The sequence below is a fragment of the Thermococcus sp. LS2 genome (genome assembly GCF_012027375.1).
GTDB lineage: Archaea > Methanobacteriota_B > Thermococci > Thermococcales > Thermococcaceae > Thermococcus_B.
The window spans coordinates 137,168-157,408 of the sequence record NZ_SNUI01000001.1 but is presented as its reverse complement, the minus strand read 5'-3'; the positions used below and the strand labels follow the sequence as shown (position 1 = coordinate 157,408).

Here is a 20,241-nt window from a genome sequence, read left to right as displayed (position 1 = left end):
CTTACACCTCCAGTTTGTCTTTAAATTCTGACATGTCAATTCCCTTGTCAATTCCATAAAGATAAGCTACAATCCTTTTATCCAAACTCCCATATCTCTCGGAGAACTTCTTTATATCCTCGAGGACCTCAAATTCAGTCCAGCCTAGTTTTCGTGCAATGTACGCTACCATTTTTGTAAATAAATCCTCTTCACTCTCTTCTTTTTCAAGGATTTCCTCGTTAATTATGAGCTTTCCATCTTTTTCTTCGATAATGCCTTTCTCAAGTGCTTCTTCTATAAGCCCTTTAGCCTCTTTAACGCCCATCAGCCTTAGCTTGACAACTAGAATTCCAATTAACTCTTGCTTTGTAAATTCGTTTGAACCCTTATAGAGGATAGCATTTTTTAGCTCTTTCACACACTCCACCAGGGGAAAATTAGGTAAAAGAAGTAGAAAAGCTTTACTAAGCTCCAACTCCTCCTCCACTACCCCAGAAGAACATTTCAAACGGAAAGTCAAATATTTCGGATAATTTTCCTCCTGGATAATGTGGGAAAAATATGTATGCTGTCTTTAGTGATTTCACTTTGCTCCCCTCTACTTCATAGATATAGAGCTTCACCACTGGAATGAGAGGATATCCTTGAAGAATCACAACTTGGTTGACTCTCTTTATTATCAATCCCTCTCTCGTGGAATCCTGAAGCTTATATGCTTTTAATACTCCATAGTGGGGCATTCCGAGTTTTTGAATTCCCTCAACATCAAATCTGTATCTTTCGTTGCTTTTCATGTCCTCAACCAATGCTGAGGCTGTAAAGTGAGTTCCTGTTAATTCAAATGAGTAAGTTGAGAGATAGTAATCAGTGAGCTTGAAGGTTGAGAAAGACCACAACAAAAGGCCAATTAGGAGCCAAGGAGCCCATTTTTTAAGAAATACCTTTTTTCCGTGAGGAATATCTTCAAACTTGGGGTTCTTGATTAATGCTCCTCTGTTAATGTAAGCTCCAAGGAGTATTATTGCCCATGAGAAAATGAAGTAGCAGAGGATTATGAAAATATAAGCTCCATACTCGGGAGCATGCTGGTAATATGCCACTTTCCAACCACCTGTAATAATAAGGCTAACATTGAATATTTAAAGTTTTTCATGCATGTAAAAGTTTATATTTTCATGCATATTATGTTACACTGGTGAGCATCATGCAGAGAACCCATAATTTGACCTCTAAACGATTGGTTGGGGAGCCTATAAAAATTGAAGATGGGTATGCAGAAGTTAAGCTGAAGACTATTGATGAGATGAAAGTTGATGAATATGGATTAGTTCATGGTGGCTTTACCTTTGGATTGGCTGATTACGCTGCTATGCTTGCTGTAAATGAGCCAACAGTTGTTTTGGGAAAAGCTGAAGTAAAGTTCACAAAGCCCGTAAAAGTTGGAGATGAACTTTTAGCTAAAGCAAAAGTTGTGGAAGATTTGGGCAGAAAGAAAGTAGTTCATGTTGAGGTTTTCAACCAGAGCAACGAGAAAGTGCTGGAAGGGAAATTTTACTGCTACGTTTTGGAAAAGCATGTGCTGGAGCAAAAATAAGAAAACCCCGCCGCACGATACTGGACAATTTAAGTTTCTTTGTTTCTTTTTTAAGATCATCACACTAGTTAGCCCCTCTCATTGATCTTTCGATTAAGTACAGAACCACTATTCTTTGGAACAGCGGGATGAACGGAATTCTTACAATTAATCCTTTATTATTCCTTTCTCTTCATACACCAAAATAGACTCTTTCCCATCCTCAACAAAGATTCTCTTTACCTTGTTTCATCTTTTCAATAATATCCTCACTAACTATTGCCATTTTACTCATCTTTAATTTTGTAACTCAATTAGTTACAACAATTTTATATACATCTTTCCCTGAAACCCTACCAGGTGGTGTGAGTGGGAAATTTAGGAGAGAAGAAACATCCAGAAGGTCTGAAAGTAAAGATTGCAAGGAAATTTGTTTCTTTTATCCTCCCAGACGTTAGAAAACTCGTGCCAGAGGGAACTCCACTCATAGAACCCTCTCCAAATTCTCCCATAGGCATGAGAGTTCCAGAAGTCATCGCCGTTAGTGGAAACATTGGTTGGCATGCCCTAAAGCTCTTCGCAGTTCTCCCATACCTTCTAAAAACAGTTTTTTATGCCCGGAAATCTGTGATGAGCATAAAGAAGAATCCTCCCAATGCTAAGAAAAAGGCAGATGAAAAGTTTTTCAGGGAATTAGAATCCTATGCGAGAAAGCTTGGAATTTCCGCCATTGGCTATACAGAAGTTCCAAGAGAGTATATTTTCAGAAACAGGGTGCTTCTCTTCAAGAATGCGATTGTTCTGATAATGGACATGGATAAAGAGAAGATAAACAAAGCCCCAAGCATAGCGGCGGGCAAAGAAGTGTGGAGAACCTATGCTGAGCTCAGCAAGGCCGTTTACAAGCTGGCGGAGTTCATGAGGAAGAGGGGATACAACGCACAGCCTGACCCTCCTATCGGTGGCAGCACAAATTTTGTTTTACTGGCTCAAAAAGCTGGACTCGGCTATATCGGGAAACATGGGCTTCTAATCTCCGAGAAAAACGGTCCATCTCAAAGAATCGCGGCTATATACACAGATTTAGAGCTCCCATTTACCGATTCCAACGTGGACAAGTACTCATGGATCCCGGAGTTCTGTGAAGTCTGCAACCGTTGTGTCTTCGCATGTCCGGCTAAAGCCATATATTCGGAACCTAAAATCCTGCCAAACGGACGTAGACAGTACATAGACTATGAAAAGTGCGCGGTAGTCTTCTCCAGAACTCTTGGGTGCGGCGTCTGTATTAAGGAATGCACCTTCTTTAAGGGTGACTTTGAAAAGATAAGAACAGCTTACGAAAGGCTGTCGAGCAGATCTGCCAGAAAAACGCAGGGACAACCATAAATACGGCTTTCCTTTTTGTCGGCTGGGTGCATAAACTTTTTAACCCTAATATCGAAATTCGATATCGGTGTTCGATATGATACGACGCATTTTGCTTGGCTTCATGGGATTGCACATACTGCATCATGCAAGTAAAGAACCGATAACTGGCGTGTTCATGATTGAAGAGCTGAGAAGGCATGGCTATGAAGTTAGCCCTGGAACGATATATCCGCTTTTGCATAAGATGGAAATTTCTGGGCTTTTAAAAAGTAGATGGGAAGTTAGGAATGGAAAGAGGATTCGGCTTTATGAAATAACCCCAAAAGGCTTGGAGGTTTTGGAAGAGGGCAAGAAGAAAGTTAAAGAGCTTTGCAATGAAATCTTGGGTGATTGCGATGAATAAAGAAAAGAAAATCTTTGGAATAAGCTGGAACGTATTTCTGTTAGGTATTGTCAGCTTTCTCAATGATATGAGCAGCGAGATGATTGCACCGATTGTTCCGGCATATTTAACTGAAGTTTTGAAGATTGGGAAGCTTGCGAGTGGTTCTATAATGGGTCTCATTGAGAGCTTGAGCTCTCTCTTTAAGGTTATTTTTGGGTATATCAGTGATAAATTCAGGCAGAGGAAGGTTTTTGTAACCCTCGGCTATGCTCTCTCGACGATATCCAAAGGCGCTCTGGCATTCACTCACTCATGGTGGGATTTTTTAAGCTTAAGAATTATTGATAGGGTTGGAAAAGGTGTTAGGACAGCTCCAAGAGATGCTTTGATAGCAGAGTCAACTGAAAAGGGAAAGACGGGTAAATCCTTCGGCTTTCACAGGATGATGGACACCATGGGAGCCTTTGCTGGGCCGTTAGTTGCCATTGGACTTTTGGCTTTATTCTCTAAGTATCCAATTGACGTTGCCTACAGAAGGATTTTCCTCCTATCAGCTCTCCCTGGTGCATTGAGCATCTTAATAATAATCTTCTTTGTAAAGGACACTGGGGGAGAAGTTAAGAAGAAAATCAAAGGAATTTCAGCATTGAAGAGCAGAAATTTGGAGCTGTTTTTGCTCGTGATAGCTATTGGAGCTCTTGGAAGATACAGCTACGCTTTTACAATGTGGAAAGCTCAGGAGCTTGGCTATTCGGTTGTTCAGAGCTTGGGCTTTTATGCGCTCTTTAATGCTATCTATGCGCTATCAGCTTATCCAATAGGTGTTTACTCGGACAAAGTTAGCAAAAAAGCCGTTATTGCTGCTGGATTTGGAGTTGCAACATTGGCAGCTCTGACATTTGCTTATGCAAAAACTCTGTGGATGCTCTTAGTTGGATTTGTTCTTTACGGTGTCTATCTGGCAATTGAGGACACTATTCCAAGGGCTTACATGGCAGATTTAGCTAAGGACTTTGAGAAAGGAACTATAATTGGAGCATATCACACAGTCTTTGGAGTATTTGTCTTTCCAGCGTCAGTAATTGCAGGCTGGCTGTGGCAGAGCTATTCGCTGAAATACAGCTTTCTTTATGCAGCAGCAATGAGTGCATTGGCTATGATGTTGATGATGTTAGTTAGGGAGGAGTAATGTTTTTCTGTGTAATGTTTACTCTTCTATCTTCTTACTGAACCTACAGAAGAAGTACGGAGATGATAGAGAGCAAAAAGATGAGGGCACTAAAACTTCGCTAAGCTTTTTCGAGCTTCTCCACCATTTCCTTCGTTATTGTAAGGGGCTTGTCAACTTCATAAATATCGTTCAGCTCCCACTTAACTTCTCCCTTGTTTATTGCCTTTACATATCTCTCTGCCAGCTCCTTCGCTTCTTCAAGAGTTTCAGCCTCAACAATCCTTCTGACGTACCATTTCATAGAACCGTATCTAAGCTTGAACTCCGCCATGAACATCGTCATCACCAGATGGAAATTATGATTGGAGGTATAAAAGAGTTAAGGAGGTTAAGCATTTTTCTTCAATTTAACAACCTGCTTTGCAAACTCCTCAAGAACTTCTTTTCTCTTGCCTTCAAAGAACTTTATTGAACCAGCGTAGCTATGTCCTCCACCTTCTACTCCCGCATCTGGGAGCTTCTCCTGAAGAACCTTGATAATTTCGTTGAGGTCGAATCCATAAGCTGCCATCCCATCGCTCGCTCTAATCACCGCAAAGTCTGGACCATAAGCTAGAGTTAATATCGGCGAATCTTCACCATATTTCTCCTTGAAGTAGTCGTGAATTAAACCGCTCAGTTTTCCTGGTGATGGATACTCGAACTTTGGAGCATAAAGCTCAATATCAATTGTGTTGAACCTTATCCCGTTTGGCAAAACAATGCTCTTTACATGAGGCAGAGAAGCTTTGAGTGCTTTCTCTTGTTTTGCCTTAACCTCCGGATAGATTGCATCAATAAGCTTTCTATGCCTCTGGAGATTGCCAGTTAAGAGCAGAATCTCCTCAATTATTCCCCTTCCATCCATGAACTTCCAATAATATGCCTCATGGTCAATGACTTCGGCAATTTTCTTTAAGTCCTCCTCTTCCAGTCCTTTCGCTTCCTTTGCGATTTTCTTATACTGCTCAAATTCTGGAGCCTTGCTCCTATCTCCAGTTCCAGCTATGGCTGGGAGGTGCTTTATCTTGTCTTCTACTTTCGGGTTTATGAACCTCGCAAGCTCAGTTGCTAGCATTCCAGCTGTCAGCTCATAGTAGCCTCTCTTGACAAGATGGGGATTGACATGAACGTCAACCCACTCATCAACTGCCGCTTTGTCTTCACTTATGAAATCTCTCGGGTCGTGGTGATCAACGACAACGATTGGAACCCCATATGCCTTTAACCTCCTGTATGCTGGAATGTCTTCTGTTGTTCCGCCATTGTCAACTATCACAACTAACGGCAAAGGCTCACCGAACTTCATCGAATCCTCGACAGCAAAAATTATGTCCTTTAGGACGTCTTCAAGCTCATAGAACGGTGCTCTTGATGGTCTTCTCTTGAAGAGGTGCCACTCCGCCTCTGGGTCTGGTGAGACTTCCTTTAAGAGGGGAACTATGGCACTCTCCAAAGCCAATCCAGAGACATAACCATCTGTATCTGCGTGGTGCCTGAGCAAAATGGGCCTCCCCTCATAGATTGCTCTCCTAATCATGAAGGCCGCCTTCATTATTTTTGGTTTAAGCTTTTCAAGAACTTCGCTCTCAACCAAGAAGCCCACATCTTCCGGCTGTGCTTTTTTGTCAAGCTCCTCCTCAATTCTCTTTTTGACTTCAGCGGCCTCTGGTCCCCACAGTCTTGACATGTCGCTTATCTCTATTTGGATTTCACCAGCGTGGAATGACACTTTTCCTATTATTTCAACTATATCTCCAACGTTTATGTTCGGATAAGCTCTCACACCTGGGGCTTCAAAGGCAGCTGCCCATGTTATGCCAGTTCCATCAGTTATTGTGAAAACTGTTGGACCACCCGTGACTTGAACCTGTATTATCTTGCCCCTTATTCTCACTGTCTTCCCGGCTAATTCTTCGCTGAGCTCTTCAATTGGCGTAACAGGGAGCTCTTTCCTTACGACTACTTCCTTGTACTGTCTTAATGCTGATTCTATGAAGTCTATTTCCCTTTTCTCAGGCCTAACATCTAAAACTTGGACTAGAATTTCCATTCCAGGCTTGTATTCCTTGCCTCCAAGCAGATCCTTACGCTTGATTAAACCCACAACATGAGGATTGAGCTTAACAAAAACACCAAAGCGCTCAACTCTGTCAATAACACCCTTGTAAATCTTTCCGATTTCAACATCTTCGTAATCGCATGTCTTATCGAGTATGTAGACAACCTTATACTTTCTTTCACACTCTGGACAGACCCAAGTTGTCTCCATGCCAGGCTCCCAAGGTTCTTTTACTTTTCCGCAGATATCGCAGACTAAAACCCTCCCAGTTCCTCCGCAAGTTGGGCATGTGTCATAAACAGGCACGACGCCTTTTCCATGACACTCTGGGCATGGGATCTCGTCAACCTCCTCATCAACGCCGAAATAATCGAGATTTTTGTAGCCTTTTAAATGCTCACCGAGCTTGAAATCAGCCGGAACATAGCCCCATCCATTGCAGACCTCACACTCCTTCTCGCCTACTTTTACTTTCCCAGTTCCATGGCACTCTGGGCAATCTTTAACTGCCATCTCGCTCACCCCTTAGAATAGTCATTTAAAAAGATGTGCTGTTGCTTATAACTCTTTCTTCATATCCAGCAAAGAACATCCAGAATACAGCTATAGATGCCGCATATAGAAAGCCGGTTATGAGAAACGGGAGCACTAAAGATTTATCGAAGATAACTCCACCTAGATACTGGCCAATTCCAAAGGTTGACGTCCATGCAAAGCTCCTCAATGCTATTGAAGCTGCCCTTTCTTCCTTAGAGAAAAACCTCATCATAAAGGCATCCCATATTGGGTTGACGATATTCATAAGAATTGTCCTAACTATGTAAATGACTGAAGCTATCAGAAAGCTTGGGGCAAAGGGGAGAGCAATTATCAGAGCTGTGGCGCTTCCGTTAAAGCTCACTATCGTTTTCACACTTCCGACTTTATCAGCTAGGATTGGCATGGAGAACATTCCAACAGCCATGAGAAGCTGCTGAAGAGCGAACAGCCCGCCTATACTTTCTAAACTCGTCTCAAACTTCAAGTTGAAATAAAGGCCCATATATGGGATTGTTACTCCAGCACCTAAACCAATTAAAGCTGAAGGAATTGAAAATTTTGCTATCTTCACTAATAGCTCTCTCCTAAGCTTAAGTTTCTTTTCTTCTTTTCCGAGCACCGGGGAAACAAAGGATATTAAAGCTATTTGAATCAAAATCAAAAGAGCTGCAAAGAGCAGAGTTCTTCTATATGGGTTTGACCCATCAAGGACTTTTGGCAGTATTCCACCTAAAAGCATTCCAAAAGCTGCTCCAGCTGTTCCGAGAGCGCTGTTTAGAGTGAACAGATAGTGCCTCTTCTCTTCACTTACCTCCCCGCTAAGCAAAGCCATCAAAGAAGGCCACTCAAGTGCCATAGCTATTCCAACAATTACAGAAGATAATAACAAGGTCCAAAAGATGGGTACGAAAACTTGAATCAAGCGGGCGGTGAAGAATAGAGACAATGCAAGCAGAATTGTTCTTTTGTAGCCAAGTTTAACACTGATTTGCCCGGAAATCAATAAAAGAGTAGCTTGGACTATCGTTGAGATCGAGAATAGTGTTCCAATCTTTGTGAAATCCATTCCAAGGGATTTGAGGTAAAATGGGAAGATAAACCATACTATATTTCCACCTAGCCAGCCGAAGAACGAATAAGCTACAATCAGCTTTGCATCTCTACTGAATCCTTTGTATTTTTCAAGGCTCATGGTTGAGAGTTGGAGCATCCATTTATAAGCATGTCGAAGCGCTTAAACAATGTTAGTAAGGCAGTTAAGCTTCGTTGTATTTAGCAAAGAAGAAGTAAAATGTAAGAGTGGCAATTATGTATAAAGTCGCGGTTGTATAGAAGGGATAGCTGAGGGATATTCCAAAGAGGAATCCACCTATATAGTTCCCTATTCCACGCATGAAGGTTGAAAATGCTCTTCTGATCCCAACAGCTGTGGCTTTCTCTTCAGTTGAGAAAAATCCCAGCATGAAGGAATCATTAATTGGCCAGACGATGTTCATTAATATGCTCCTTACGATGTAGAAGAAAGCGGCTAATGTGAATATATTGATTGATGGAAAGACAGCAAATAGCAAAGCTGCAGAGCTTTGAAAGAGTGTTATTGTTTTTACTGGACCTATTCTGTCTACAAGCTTTGGAAGTGTAAAGGAGCCAAGACCCATAACTAGTTGCTGGAAGAAGAAAACACCGCTTATAGCTGCTAAAGTGACTCCAAAGCGCATATCAAAGTAGAGCTGCATGTAGGGGATTGTTATGCCTGCACCAAGACCTATTATTGCTGAGGGGACTGAGAACTTGAGGATCTTCACTATTAACTCTCTTCTCCATTGTATTTTTGGGTTCTCTACTGGGACGTCTTTGATTATTAAAAGTGCGGGGATAGTGATTAAAAACTGCAAAAATGAGAATGCTAACACTAATCTGTATGCCAATTGGGGAGTCAATCCAAAAGTATCTTCTAAGAAATTTGGCATAAAGCCAGCTAACAGAACTCCCACGGCATTGAACATTGTTCCTAGACCGAAGCTTATTGAGAATGCATGATGCCTAAGCTCGTCTCCTACTTCTTCACTAAGGAGAGCAGAGAAGTTCGGCTGTCTTATTCCCATATTTGCCCCAACGAGGAGAAATCCAAGCAGGAGGGCATAATAGTTCAGAGCTGTAACTTGAAGTATTCTACCAATAAAACCTAAAATTGCCCCGAGGAGAAGAGATTTTTTGTAACCTATTTTCAGCGAAATCTGGCCAGCGAATAAGAAGAACAGAGCACCAACAAATGTTCTTAGTGAGAAAAATATTCCCATGTCTGTCATGGAGTATCCAAGCGCTCTCAAATAGAAGGGCATTATGAAGAAAGAGAACTGGAGAAATAGCTGGCCTATAGCATTCAGTGCTATCAATATCTTAGCATCTCTATTGAATTTTTTGAGCATAATTAAACTTAGCATCTTAGCGTTTATAAATTTGTCGAAACGTAACTAATAGGAACGTAACCAATAGTTATATACACGAAGCATAAAGTTTATTAATGGAGGTAAAAAACATTACTAAGTGTTAAAATCAGACGAAACTCCGCTAATTAGGTTAAATCAGAGGGGCTTGAATAAGCCCTCTTTTTTCAAAAATTTTAAAAAGATTCACATCTTAGATGTTGCATAGCCATGAAATCTAACAAAATTTTCAGAATTGGGGCTGTTTCAGGCATTGCATTGTCAGTGCTATTTGTTATTGTGCTAACAATTGCAATCAGCTTAAACCCGTGGTTCTCCTTTTACAAGAATGCTCTGAGTGATTTAGGTTCTCTTAAAGTTCCAACAAAGTACATTTTCAATTGTGGGTTAATCCTCATGGGACTTTCTGGCATCGTTTTTTCACTAGTTGCTGTTAAATATTTTGACTCTGCTGTGATGCATATCCTTACAATTGCAATGATATTTTTGATTGCAGTTGGGGTATTCCCTGAGGAATACGGCAAAATACACTCAATTCCAGCGATTTTATTTTACCTATTATCCTTGGCAGGAATATTCTATGCTGGTATTCTGTTTAAAGAGAGAAAAGAGAAAATGCTCTCTCTATTCAGTATGGCAGGCAGCGTTGTTACGTTCATTCTTGTGATTTCAACTCTTGGAAAAGTTGGATTGGCAGTTCCAGAAATGATAGGCGCGGTTTTTATACTCTCTTGGATCGTTGCAATCAGTTATAAAATGCTAAAAGAAGTAAAGGAAGAGATTAAAGCTCATCCATGAATTCTTCAACGGCTTTTCTCGTTAGTGTGTAGTCTTTGCCTGCGAGTATTATGACTTTGTATTCTGGATTGCGTGGATTGTCGAGTATCTTGATAACGTATCCTTTACTCATTATTTCGTCTTTTATGCTCTGGATTGTGCTTGAGCCATAAACTTGCTCTAGTAGCTCCCATGCCTTGTTGCTGACCCATCCACCTACAATTATCACATGCTTGTCAGTGGGTAACTCTGTGAGCTGTGTGTCTTCGATTATGAGTTTATTTACATCGTTTGTAACTTCTGCTTTTGTTGTTGGCACCGTTACTTTCTTCTTTATTGTGTCTATTCTGATAAATTTGTAACCTTCAATTCCTGTTATCTCCCCGTTCTCGTCTTTTGCAAACACGGGCTGTATGTTGAGTCCACCAATTGGAAGCTTTAGCATTTCTCCCTCTCCAAGTGTAACTTTTGGGAAGTTGTTTTCTGGATCAACATGTAGGTAGAGAGTGAAGAGGTTGTTTTCTGGGTCAATGTCCCAAACCCACTGTCCTTCATAAATTTCTCCATCTTGGTACATTCTGATCTTTTCGTAGTACTCGTACTTGTACGTTACTTGCCTTGTTCCGCCAATTCCAATGAAGAAATCTGTTGGTGAAAACACGAAGATTTTCTTAACTCCGTTCTGCAGGAGTTCTTGGATCCTTGCTGATGGGTATGTATCGAATGGCTCAAAGTCTTCATCACCGTTTGCGTCAACATAGAGGATGTAGTACTTGTTCTTGTAAAGCGTATCGGTCTTTGGAAATCCGCTCGGGAATGTTATATCAACAAGAGTTTTTTCTTGCTCTGTGTCAATGTCCCTGAACTTAATCTTCCATCCACCTACTGTAAGTGTCTCACCTAGTGCCTTTGAACCAGAGTTCTCTTCATAGGAATAGATGTAGAGTGTGTCTTTTCCATCAACTACAGTAGAAACCATTTTGTTTGTTTCTTCTCCAAGGTTCAGTGGAGTTGTGTTTTCGTTGAATATAATCTCAATGCTCCTATCGTTGAACTGTGCTTTTTTGATAGTGTCATTGTACAACACTCTTGAAAAGTTAACAGCAATTACAATTGCATCTCCCACTGGCGTATCGCTAACGTTGATCCCTACATCTGGCATGTCGATGCTGTTTAATTTGTAACATTGGTCGTTGTCCTCAATTAGAATGCTGTGGTACTCAATTGGCACATCAACGTATGTGGAGTATGTCATTTGCCTAATCCCTTTCAGCACAAGCAATGCTCCGAGTCTTGATCCAGTTATTGCGTCTTCTCCTATATGGAGTGGTTGTCCGTTAACTATCTTTGTTGTTGGTAGAACGATCACTGCATTTGCTGAGTTCATCGTGAAGTTAAAACCTTGCACAGCCCCAGCAATAGATACTAAAAACAAAAAAGACATCATTACGCTTAGAACTTTTCTCATACTTACTCACCTTAATTTTGTTGTCCTCAAAGTTTATAACTTTGTCCCAAGATTTTTAAATGTGCGATGATGAGTGAATCCAATGCTGAACTGATGATTGACCCCAGAGTGGCTGAGCAAAATGAGTGAGGAGTTAAAGCAACTTAATGAGCGGTTTAAAAGGCTTTCAGAACAAATTGATGGGTTAGAGAAGAAATTAGAGAAAAGACCTGACAAGCTTGGATGGGATGACATAGCTCAAGAGATCATTGGTGCTTTAACCTTTGCCCTGCCTTTCCTCTTTACCGAAGAAATTTGGAATATAGCAAAGTCTCTAACCACGGAACGAGCAGTTGGAATTCTAATTCTGACCCTCTCAATTGCTTATCTCTTCATAGCAAAGGCAAGAGTTTCGAATATTGAAAGGGAAGAGCTGTTCCATATACCAAAACGCCTTTTAACAGTGGTTTTAATTTCATACCTGACCTCAGCTGGTTTGATTTACCTATACGGCATAAACAGACTTGCTGAGTTTTCTTTGGCTCAGTATATAAGCGCGACCATCATAATAAGCACTTTTGCTGTAATTGGAGCGATAGCTGTTGACATGGTGAAGTGAATGAGAATTGTGACGGGAAAGCATTATGAGAATTTTGAAGATGCAATACTTTTCCCAGAGTATGGAAAGAACAGCGAAGAGCTAAAGAAGTTTGTGGGCTCACTTGAAGGAGAAGAAACAGTGGTTACAGCGAGTTTGGAGTTAATTGACCTTATCTTAGAGCGGTTTAAGAGAACAGAAAGTGGAGAGCTCCTGTATTCTGATACAATGAAAAGCTTAACTTTGAAAGAAGCCTATGAGCTCAGAAAATACCTCGATTTTGACCTAAGAGGTGCAGCATTTGGTGAATTTTCCAAAGTCAGTGTCATCTTCTGTGAGGGAAAGACTGACTCAAAATTTTTCAAAGCAGTTTACAAAAAGCTATTCGAGTTTAAGGAAAGCAGAACAACACCAGAAAATTTGAAACTAATTGAAAAGATCTTTGAGAGGGATAACTTTGAACTTTTGAGAAAGGATGATAAGTTTCTAGCAATAATCCCAAGTGAAGGCAACGCTGGAGTCATAAGGAACTTAGGAAACTTTTTGAAAGCTATGGACGTTTTTGAGTTTAAAGTTGACAAGATAGGATTAGCCATTGATATTGATGAGAGTGCCGAGAGGGTAATGGAATCAATAATGGGTAAGCTTTCCTCATTCAAATTCACAAGAGAGGGAGGGAATTTTAGAGTTGGAGATGTTGTTATAATCCCGCTTTTAATTGGTTATCACTTTAGGCACCCATGCGTGGAATGGAAAAAACCAACTGTTGAGGATTTGATGCTTAAGCTTCTGGAAAAGCAAGGAGTGCTGAGGAAAATTGAAAGGGCAATAAACATTCTGCGCATTGATTTAAAGAGAAAGCTGAAGCCCAAAGAGGTAATTTATTTAGCCTTGGCTTCCTATGGCTTCTGGGGAAACCTTGAGGGATTCTATGAAATGTTTGTGATGCGTTCGAGGAAGGATAACCTTGAAGAAATCCTCCGTAGTGCTGGACTTTTGGATAAGCTGGCGGAGGTGATTGAATGAAGCTTGTGAGTTTTGATGTCTGGAACACCCTCTTGGATATCAACGTTATGCTGGAGGAACTGACAAAAGCCTTGGCTGAGCTGACAAAGAAAGAGTATAAAGAGGTTTTTGAAAAAATCATGGAAGCAAGAGGGAAAATCAAGGAGCTGAGGAAGAGCAAAAGAGGCAACCCAGAGAAAGCCCTTGAGGAAAGCCAGGAAATCCTTGCGAAAAAGCTTGGCTGTGATGTTGAAATCATCAAGAGGGCGGCTGCTAAAGCAACGCTCAGAGTTGATGAGAGGATTGTCATTAAAAGAGCAGTTGAAGGCTTGAAAGCAGCAAAAGAGAGAGGTTTAATCATAATCACAACGGGCAATGTCATGTTCTGGCCTTCCGCCTATACGCGTTTAATTCTTGAGAGGTTTGGATTGGCGGACTTTATTGATAAGCAGTTTTATTCTGACGAGCTCAAAGCGTACAAGCCTATGAGAGAAGTTTTTCTGAAGCCGTTAGAGTATTTTGGAGTTAAGCCGGAAGAAGCACTTCACATAGGCGACACCTATGCGGAGGACTTTGAAGGGGCTTTAAATGCTGGGTTGTGGGCAGTCTGGATTAATCCAGATGCTGAGAAGGTCGAAAGGATAGCAGAGAGTGGCTTTGTGGTGAGGAATGCTGGAGAGTTAGGGGAGGTTTTGGAGAAAATCAAGATCTAGTTAGAGAACTTATGTAAAAAAGAGTAGAAAGAATATTTCTTTCTCCCTGCCCTCACTTTCTCATATTCAACCAAGCTCCTAATCCAAGTTGCTTGGTCTTCTGATATCTTAAATCCTCCTTCCTATATCCGAAAGCTTCCAAAATCCTCAAAACTGCTGGCAGAACTTGGTGCTCGATGTAATAATCTGGGTCGTACTTGTGCTTCTTTGGGTCATATTCACTCAACAGAATTGCCCTTTCGCTGATTTTCTTGTCCCCCTTGAGGATTATATAGCTGATTATCATTCCCGGTCTCACTTTAATGCCCTTAGCTTTGAGCCTCTTTGCAACTGCCACATGAGGTCCAGTGGCTTTATACTCATCTAAACTTTTTGTTATCTGTTCGTGAATCACGAGCTTTTCAAGTGGAACTTTGTAGTTTGCCAAGTCCTCGACTACTTTCTTGACTATTTCAACGGCTTTTTCGATGCTACCGTCTTTCAGAATTGCCTCCAAGACTTTTGCTTGAGTTTCCTTTGCTATCTCGCTCCAGTCTCTTCTCACAACCTCAAGTCCCCTTGTGATTATCTTACCCTCTTCGTCTATCAGTGCATACCTCTTCTTTGTAACGAAGAACCCTCTCACGTAAAATCCTTCATACTCAAGCTCCAGCAATCCAGGGAGTTTAGAGTTGATGTATTTTAAGAATTCTTTGGCCTTCTTCTTGATAGTTTCGGCATTGGTGCCGGGTATTGTGGCATATAGACCATCTGTGTCTGCATATAGAACTTTAAATCCGAATTTTTCCTCTATTTCTTTAATCGTCATTTCTATGTATGTTCTTCCCCATGCTGTTACGCTCTCAGCGCATTCTTTTGAGTACCATCTTGCCTTTGGATAGCCCATATAGCCGTAGAAGCTGTTGTGAGCATAGAGCCAGCCAAAACCTGCTAAAAAGTTTTCATCGTTTTCAACACTTAGGTCATAAACGTATCCATCATACCTGAACTCTTCAACCTTCTCTACCCTATCTAACACTAAATCACCCTCAACGAGCCACTCTATAAGCCTTGCTTTCTCCCAATCAAGCTCTCCTTTTTCAACGAGCTCTTTGAATTTTGCAAAGCTCATGTTCTTCTGGAACCTCTTTCCAAACACTATTTCTAAAACTTCTTTTGGAATCAGGTTTGAGTAATAATTGTTTTTCTGTCTCCCAGTTCTCAGGAATGGCAAGTCTTCATTGATGTAAATTCTGTAAACTCCGCTGTCAAAACCAAGCTTTATTGATGAGATTCCAAGACTGTTGAGCAGAAACACAAGCTGATTTGCTAAGAGCTCGCTCTTTGTGGACAGCCTTAGTCTTTTGCTTGGATGAACATCTCCATCGCCGAGGAAATATGCATTCAAAAACTCCCATCTTATCTCTTCGGGTGCAAGGAAGATTGGCTCTGGTATTCTTTTATTTTCTGCACCAATTCCACACATAGCTTTGACGATTAGATATGCCACTTTCTTTGAAATCTCCACGTATTTCTCGGTCTTCTTAACTTCACTAAAGAGAACTTTGGAGACATGTTCCATGTCCTTCAGGATTTCTTCATTTTCGTTGTAGAGTCTCACAGTATAGCTGGATCCACCTGTCTGATTTCTCTGCTTCCTTGCTGAGCCTTCGCTCACGTAGTATCCCAAAAATCTGGCAAAGTCCTTGTCAAGCTTGACTATACTATTCATGCGGAAGCCGTTTAAAGTTCCAATCTTCCATTCAGCAAGCTCTTCGGGCGGAAACGCTTCAATGACATCCCTCAAATCGTTGAACTTTATGAAGTACTCTCCTTTATTGCCATTGTATTTGACATTTTGACTCAGTATTTCATAGAGCTTTTTGTAATTCTTTAACTTCTCCCAGTCAATTACCTCAAATCCTCTTGGCTTAACTCTTACGAAGCCGAGTTCTTCAAGATGGGACAGATAGCGATTGAACGTTCTAATCCTTTTTTCTTCTTCACCAAAAATCCACTTCAAGGCTCTGAGCATTCCTCTGAAGAAGTTCTTTTTGCCCCTAGTGGAAATTGTTAGGATTATGTCTTCTGTCTCTTCGGGTGGGAGTAAAGCAAAGAGACGGGGCAGAATTATGAACATCTCTCTCCCATCGAGCTTGAACCTCTTGGGAACAATGATTACGTCTCCTTCTTTAAGTTCATCTCCCGTTATCTCCTTGATTTCACTTCCTTTAACTGTGAACAGGCTGTGTCCTTGGGTTATCTTAATACTCCTTCCTGAGCTGAGCTTTATCCTATATGCCTTCCCTCTGTATCTGTGTCTTATTACCGCTTTAATCTTTGAGAGGTGGGCTTTTTTGGAACTTTTATCAAATGAGATCGTCCAGAGGTCTGAGACTTCAAGAACTTCACTTCCGTCAACTATTTTTACTTTTTCAGGATTGGCGTCTATCATCTTATCGACAAGCTCTCCAATTCCGAGGAATCTTGGGTGATTGTTTTCAAGTACAAATACCCATTCATCTGGAAGTATGCTGTTTGCTAAAAGCTTAATTGCCTTCTGTCTGTAATCGAGCATCTTCTTTTTCACTGGGTCAATTGTAGCCTTCATTTCCTTCTTTATCTTTGTTCTTGTTTCGATGAGTTCTTCAAGTATAGATGGTATGAAGCCCTTGAAGTCTTTACAAAAGCGATAACCAACAATTGGGGCAACATCGTAGTTTTTACAGCCTTCCTTTTCGAGAGTATCGGGTGAAACGTTGTGCGTAACTATGATTGAGGGGTATAGAGCTTTGAAATCCAAATACACGATGTTTCCCCATAATCCTCTTTCCGGCTCTTTAACGTAGCCACCAATATATGTTGTCTTTAATCTTCTCTGGTATTCTTCATCGCTCGGCTTATTTGGAGCGAGTTCGTTTCTCTGATAAGCAATCCTGAGTAAAAACCACTCAACCAAGTTTCCAGTTGATGAGCGAGAAACATCCCAGACACTTTGCCCTATTAACCTTGCTAACTCTGCTTCCATAGGGAAGAACTCTTTACCCAGTTCATAAGTTGCTTTGGCGTCTTCCATTGAGTATTTTGCAAGCTCTTTCATTCCTTCCTCGCTTTCCCAGATTGCAGTTATCTCTGCAGCCTCAAGTTTGCTCTTCTTCTTACCTAAAACTGCCTCATACACTGCCTCAAGGGTGTATGTTGGCAGGTTTATTGCTCTCCTTACAACGGGGAATAGATCAAAATGAATCCTTCCTTTTATCTCAACAGCGAATCTGTCACCCATTCTTTGTATTTTTGGCTCTGGATGCTCCTTATCCCTTGAAATAAAAAGCCGTAATCCTAATTTCTGGGCTCTTTTGAGAAGGTATGGTAAGTCAAAATTATCTCCGTTGTATGTTATGAGAACATCGGGGTCTTTCTCTCTGACAATTTGAATGAAGCGCTTTATCATCTCCCTCTCGCTGGAAACAACCTCAACATATGGCAGGTCAATCTTTTTCCACGTTATTACTTTTGCCTCGTTCTCATCAGCGTAGCTTATCATTATTATCTCGCCTTCTCCAAACTGGTCTCCTTCATGGTAGAATGTCTCTATATCAAAGGCAAGAAGCTTGAGCTCTTCCTCTCCTTCCATCGGGATTAAGCCCTTATCAATGAGGTAGCGCTTTGCAAAAGGAATGTCGTACTCAAAAATGTCAATTACTTTTGGGTGCTCCCTTATCTTGTCTCTGATTGCTGGGACATCTTGTGGATGTTCAAAAATCAGCTTCCACACTTCTATTGGTCTTCCCAAGAACTTTTTCTGAACTTTTTCAGCTTTCAAAACTCTGACAGTTTTATTTCCTCTCTTTGCTGTTATCTTTTTAACCTCTTCAATTGCCTCATCATTTTCAAGAAGAGCATAAATGTAAGGCTGGAAGTTCCTATCAAGCTCTATCTTGAACTCACCATTTTCCTTCTTGAAAATCCTGATTATTGGCTTTCCATCTTTCGTGATGTAGTCAGTGTCAAGGATCATAATTCCACCCTTTTAAAGATACATGCCCATTTTAGATAAAATTTTCCACCAAATTTTTAAACTCTCCATCGAAGCTAAGAGCATGGAGCTGTTTTATCGCATAACTCTTCACGAGCTCATAGCTGACATACTAACATTAATTGATGAGCGTGAACTCTCTTCAAAAAATGCCCTTGAGAGGGTTTTTAAGCGAGTTAGTGGGAAGGACAGAGAGAAAGCTCGTGGATTAGCTCATGCTTATGTATTTGAAATTGAAAAATGGAGGAAAAAAATTGACTTCATAGTGAACTCTGTTCTCAAGGGCTCAAAAATTGAGGATTTGGATCTTTATTTGGCTAATTTAATTAGAATCGGCGTTTTTGAAATGAAATTTAAAGGAGTAAGCCCAGCAATTGCCACGGATTCCGTTGTTAGGGTTGTTAAGGAGAAGTATGATTTGTCAAAGGCTAAGTTTGTGAATGCTTTGCTTAGAGAAGTGGAGAATTTTAATCTCGAAAAAGCTTTGAAAAAGTTGAAAGAGAAGGACAGAATTGAGTATTTGAGTGTTAAGTTCTCCCATCCAAGATGGTACGTTGAATATGCAATCGAGCTGCTCGGTTATGAGGATGCAGTGAGACTGATGCTGAGCAATAACAGGGCTCAGCGCTACTATGTAAGGGTGAATCCTCTCAAGACTGACATTGACAGCTTAGCTGATTATTTGGAGGAGCACGATGTTAGAGTTGCTAGAACCCCAGTTGATGACGTTCTCAAGATTTTAGAATACGAGACCCCAATTACGAGGCTTGAATGGTACAAGCAGGGTTACTTTGTCATTCAAGACTTAGCCTCAGCTTATGTTGCTCATGTTTTAAGCCCAGAAAAAGGCGAGAGAATTCTTGATTTGGCAGCGGCTCCTGGAAGTAAAACGTTCCACGTTGCTCATTTAATGGAAAATACTGGTGAGATAATAGCTGTTGATTACTCTTTGGAGAGACTCAACAAGATGCGTGAGAAGATGAAGATTCTGGGAGTTAAGAACGTTAAGCTCGTTCATGCTGATGGAATGAAGTTCAAGGATAAAGAGGAGTTTGATAGAATTATCCTTGATGCTCCGTGCTCAAGTTCGGGCACTTACAGGCAGTTCCCGGAGGTGAAGTGGCGCTTTGACGAGAAGAAGATTAAAAAGGTCATCCAAGTGCAGAAGGCGATGCTGAGGAATGCTTATCGCAACCTAAGGGTTGGTGGAGAGATGACTTACTCAACTTGCTCAATCAGAATTGATGAAAATGAAGAGAACGTTAAATATGCAATAAACAAGGTGGGTTTTGAGTTGGTCAATTATCCGTTCAGCTGGGGTGAGAGAGGCTTTTTAGATATTGGAGATAAAGTTTTTAGAGCTTGGACTCATCTGCATGACTGCAACAGCTTTTTTATTGCAAAATTGAGGAAAGAATGAATTACTCTTCAGGAACTAACGGCTTCCTTTTCACGGGACCTCTTGGATATTCTTCCTCAAATATTTCCGCCGTGAATTTGTAGACCTTTGTATCCTCATCGAGCCAGCAGTCTGGAGGCAAGCCAGCTTTCCAGCATGTCTCTGCTAAAAACTCCTCTTCATCCCATCCCCATTCAATAGGGACTTGAGGTAGCAAAAGTCCCGAGTGAATGCCCTTCTCAACTATCAGACCATCTCTTCCAACTTTAATTTTCTTTGGTCTCTCCTCTGGGGGTCCCTCAATTAACTCGGGGGGAGTTAGAATGCTCACCTCAACGGTTATGTTGTCCATCTCATCCAGCGTTACAGGTGGAAAGCGAGGATCTTCAACAGCGGCATATATAGCTGCCTTTATTGTTGCCTCGACGAGCGGATAAATTGGCAGAGGAAATCCAATACATCCTCTGAGTGCTGACCGCTTTGGAACACCATAACGATTGAGAGTAACAAAAACTCCCATCTTTTCCCAGAGTTCTTTTGGAGTATCCTCTGGTGGCTTAATAACTCTTCCCGAGCTTAAATACTCCTCAATTGCCTTCCTTGCGAGCTTAACTAAAAACTCCCCCCACTCATCTTTGATTTTGTACATCTCAACCACCACTATTGTTTAGAACGTTAAAGTATTTTAAGATGTTGCGCAAAGCTTAAAAAATTGTC

General features: G+C 41.0%; 18 protein-coding genes. 9 read left to right on the top strand and 9 right to left on the bottom strand.

Annotation, left to right across the window (positions count from 1 at the left end; all coding sequences use genetic code 11):
• Nucleotide 1: 1 nt before the first annotated feature.
• Together E3E24_RS00845 and E3E24_RS00840 are read right to left on the bottom strand one after the other, a co-directional pair.
• Nucleotides 2-400 (bottom strand): DUF2240 family protein, encoded by a 399-nt coding sequence (locus tag E3E24_RS00845; protein WP_167886217.1) that lies wholly within the window; start codon nucleotides 398-400, stop codon nucleotides 2-4.
• Nucleotides 401-446: 46 nt separating this feature from the next.
• Nucleotides 447-1,082, bottom strand: a complete 636-nt coding sequence (locus E3E24_RS00840) for a hypothetical protein (RefSeq protein WP_167886216.1) — start codon at nucleotides 1,080-1,082, stop codon at nucleotides 447-449.
• Nucleotides 1,083-1,183: 101 nt separating this feature from the next.
• On the opposite strand from E3E24_RS00840, the gene E3E24_RS00835 reads away from it, so the two are divergent.
• From E3E24_RS00835 to E3E24_RS00820, 4 genes are all read left to right on the top strand, one after another.
• Complete coding sequence (locus E3E24_RS00835; protein ID WP_167886486.1) at nucleotides 1,184-1,576, top strand: PaaI family thioesterase; 393 nt, start codon at nucleotides 1,184-1,186, stop codon at nucleotides 1,574-1,576.
• A 348-nt stretch (nucleotides 1,577-1,924) separates the two neighbouring features.
• Entirely contained in the window at nucleotides 1,925-2,944 is a 1,020-nt protein-coding gene (locus E3E24_RS00830; protein WP_346766020.1) for a 4Fe-4S dicluster domain-containing protein, read from the top strand.
• A gap of 76 nt (nucleotides 2,945-3,020) precedes the next feature.
• Entirely contained in the window at nucleotides 3,021-3,329 is a 309-nt protein-coding gene (locus E3E24_RS00825; protein WP_167886484.1) for a PadR family transcriptional regulator, read from the top strand.
• Nucleotides 3,322-4,500 (top strand): MFS transporter, encoded by a 1,179-nt coding sequence (locus E3E24_RS00820; protein ID WP_167886215.1) that lies wholly within the window; start codon nucleotides 3,322-3,324, stop codon nucleotides 4,498-4,500. Before E3E24_RS00825 ends, E3E24_RS00820 begins: the two co-directional genes overlap by 8 nt.
• 100 nt (nucleotides 4,501-4,600) lie before the next feature.
• On the opposite strand, the gene E3E24_RS00815 is transcribed toward E3E24_RS00820, so the two are convergent.
• The 4 genes from E3E24_RS00815 to E3E24_RS00800 form a co-directional block, all read right to left on the bottom strand.
• Nucleotides 4,601-4,819, bottom strand: coding sequence for a M20 family metallopeptidase (locus tag E3E24_RS00815; RefSeq protein ID WP_167886483.1), 219 nt, complete (start codon nucleotides 4,817-4,819; stop codon nucleotides 4,601-4,603).
• A 51-nt stretch (nucleotides 4,820-4,870) separates the two neighbouring features.
• The gene (locus tag E3E24_RS00810) at nucleotides 4,871-7,096 is read right to left on the bottom strand and encodes a DHH family phosphoesterase (protein WP_167886214.1); all 2,226 of its coding nucleotides are present in this window, start codon (nucleotides 7,094-7,096) and stop codon (nucleotides 4,871-4,873) included.
• Nucleotides 7,097-7,121: 25 nt separating this feature from the next.
• The gene (locus E3E24_RS00805) at nucleotides 7,122-8,315 is read right to left on the bottom strand and encodes an MFS transporter (protein ID WP_167886213.1); all 1,194 of its coding nucleotides are present in this window, start codon (nucleotides 8,313-8,315) and stop codon (nucleotides 7,122-7,124) included.
• A 64-nt stretch (nucleotides 8,316-8,379) separates the two neighbouring features.
• Entirely contained in the window at nucleotides 8,380-9,552 is a 1,173-nt protein-coding gene (locus E3E24_RS00800) for an MFS transporter (protein WP_167886212.1), read from the bottom strand.
• A gap of 228 nt (nucleotides 9,553-9,780) precedes the next feature.
• On the opposite strand from E3E24_RS00800, the gene E3E24_RS00795 reads away from it, so the two are divergent.
• Nucleotides 9,781-10,368, top strand: coding sequence for a DUF998 domain-containing protein (locus tag E3E24_RS00795; RefSeq protein ID WP_167915502.1), 588 nt, complete (start codon nucleotides 9,781-9,783; stop codon nucleotides 10,366-10,368).
• Here E3E24_RS00795 and E3E24_RS00790 read toward each other — a convergent pair.
• Nucleotides 10,352-11,815 (bottom strand): S-layer protein, encoded by a 1,464-nt coding sequence (locus E3E24_RS00790; protein ID WP_167886210.1) that lies wholly within the window; start codon nucleotides 11,813-11,815, stop codon nucleotides 10,352-10,354. The genes E3E24_RS00795 and E3E24_RS00790 overlap by 17 nt on opposite strands.
• Nucleotides 11,816-11,936: 121 nt before the next feature.
• Between E3E24_RS00790 and E3E24_RS00785 the strand changes: the two genes are divergently transcribed.
• Genes E3E24_RS00785 through E3E24_RS00775 form a run of 3 tightly spaced genes read left to right on the top strand, consistent with a single transcriptional unit; the run spans nucleotide 11,937 to nucleotide 14,110 of the window.
• Entirely contained in the window at nucleotides 11,937-12,413 is a 477-nt protein-coding gene (locus E3E24_RS00785; protein WP_167886209.1) for a DUF2391 family protein, read from the top strand.
• A complete protein-coding gene (locus tag E3E24_RS00780; RefSeq protein WP_167886208.1) occupies nucleotides 12,414-13,418 on the top strand; it encodes a DUF3226 domain-containing protein in 1,005 nt (334 codons plus the stop codon).
• Nucleotides 13,415-14,110, top strand: coding sequence for an HAD family hydrolase (locus E3E24_RS00775; RefSeq protein WP_167886207.1), 696 nt, complete (start codon nucleotides 13,415-13,417; stop codon nucleotides 14,108-14,110). The genes E3E24_RS00780 and E3E24_RS00775 overlap by 4 nt, the downstream gene beginning before the upstream one ends.
• 52 nt (nucleotides 14,111-14,162) lie before the next feature.
• Here the strand turns inward: E3E24_RS00775 and E3E24_RS00770 are convergent, their stop codons facing one another.
• Nucleotides 14,163-18,107 carry a DNA polymerase domain-containing protein gene (locus E3E24_RS00770; RefSeq protein ID WP_167915501.1) on the bottom strand — a complete coding sequence of 1,315 codons (3,945 nt, stop codon included), beginning with the start codon at nucleotides 18,105-18,107 and terminating at the stop codon, nucleotides 14,163-14,165.
• Nucleotides 18,108-18,189: 82 nt separating this feature from the next.
• Between E3E24_RS00770 and E3E24_RS00765 the strand changes: the two genes are divergently transcribed.
• On the top strand, nucleotides 18,190-19,545 hold the full coding sequence (locus E3E24_RS00765) for an RsmB/NOP family class I SAM-dependent RNA methyltransferase (RefSeq protein WP_167915500.1): 1,356 nt from the start codon (nucleotides 18,190-18,192) through the stop codon (nucleotides 19,543-19,545).
• A 1-nt stretch (nucleotide 19,546) separates the two neighbouring features.
• On the opposite strand, the gene E3E24_RS00760 is transcribed toward E3E24_RS00765, so the two are convergent.
• The gene (locus E3E24_RS00760) at nucleotides 19,547-20,173 is read right to left on the bottom strand and encodes a TIGR00296 family protein (protein ID WP_167886482.1); all 627 of its coding nucleotides are present in this window, start codon (nucleotides 20,171-20,173) and stop codon (nucleotides 19,547-19,549) included.
• Between the last annotated feature and the right edge of the window lie 68 nt (nucleotides 20,174-20,241).

What these genes read in the sequence shown, in the direction of transcription:
- E3E24_RS00825 (WP_167886484.1), top strand. Translation starts at nt 3,021, where the DNA reads ATGATACGACGCATTTTGCTTGGCTTCATGGGATTGCACATACTGCAT.
- E3E24_RS00820 (WP_167886215.1), top strand. Translation starts at nt 3,322, where the DNA reads ATGAATAAAGAAAAGAAAATCTTTGGAATAAGCTGGAACGTATTTCTG.
- E3E24_RS00815 (WP_167886483.1), bottom strand. Translation starts at nt 4,819, where the DNA reads ATGTTCATGGCGGAGTTCAAGCTTAGATACGGTTCTATGAAATGGTAC.
- E3E24_RS00810 (WP_167886214.1), bottom strand. Translation starts at nt 7,096, where the DNA reads ATGGCAGTTAAAGATTGCCCAGAGTGCCATGGAACTGGGAAAGTAAAA.
- E3E24_RS00805 (WP_167886213.1), bottom strand. Translation starts at nt 8,315, where the DNA reads ATGAGCCTTGAAAAATACAAAGGATTCAGTAGAGATGCAAAGCTGATT.
- E3E24_RS00800 (WP_167886212.1), bottom strand. Translation starts at nt 9,552, where the DNA reads ATGCTCAAAAAATTCAATAGAGATGCTAAGATATTGATAGCACTGAAT.
- E3E24_RS00795 (WP_167915502.1), top strand. Translation starts at nt 9,781, where the DNA reads ATGAAATCTAACAAAATTTTCAGAATTGGGGCTGTTTCAGGCATTGCA.
- E3E24_RS00790 (WP_167886210.1), bottom strand. Translation starts at nt 11,815, where the DNA reads ATGAGAAAAGTTCTAAGCGTAATGATGTCTTTTTTGTTTTTAGTATCT.
- E3E24_RS00785 (WP_167886209.1), top strand. Translation starts at nt 11,937, where the DNA reads ATGAGTGAGGAGTTAAAGCAACTTAATGAGCGGTTTAAAAGGCTTTCA.
- E3E24_RS00780 (WP_167886208.1), top strand. Translation starts at nt 12,414, where the DNA reads ATGAGAATTGTGACGGGAAAGCATTATGAGAATTTTGAAGATGCAATA.
- E3E24_RS00775 (WP_167886207.1), top strand. Translation starts at nt 13,415, where the DNA reads ATGAAGCTTGTGAGTTTTGATGTCTGGAACACCCTCTTGGATATCAAC.
- E3E24_RS00770 (WP_167915501.1), bottom strand. Translation starts at nt 18,107, where the DNA reads ATGATCCTTGACACTGACTACATCACGAAAGATGGAAAGCCAATAATC.
- E3E24_RS00765 (WP_167915500.1), top strand. Translation starts at nt 18,190, where the DNA reads ATGGAGCTGTTTTATCGCATAACTCTTCACGAGCTCATAGCTGACATA.
- E3E24_RS00760 (WP_167886482.1), bottom strand. Translation starts at nt 20,173, where the DNA reads ATGTACAAAATCAAAGATGAGTGGGGGGAGTTTTTAGTTAAGCTCGCA.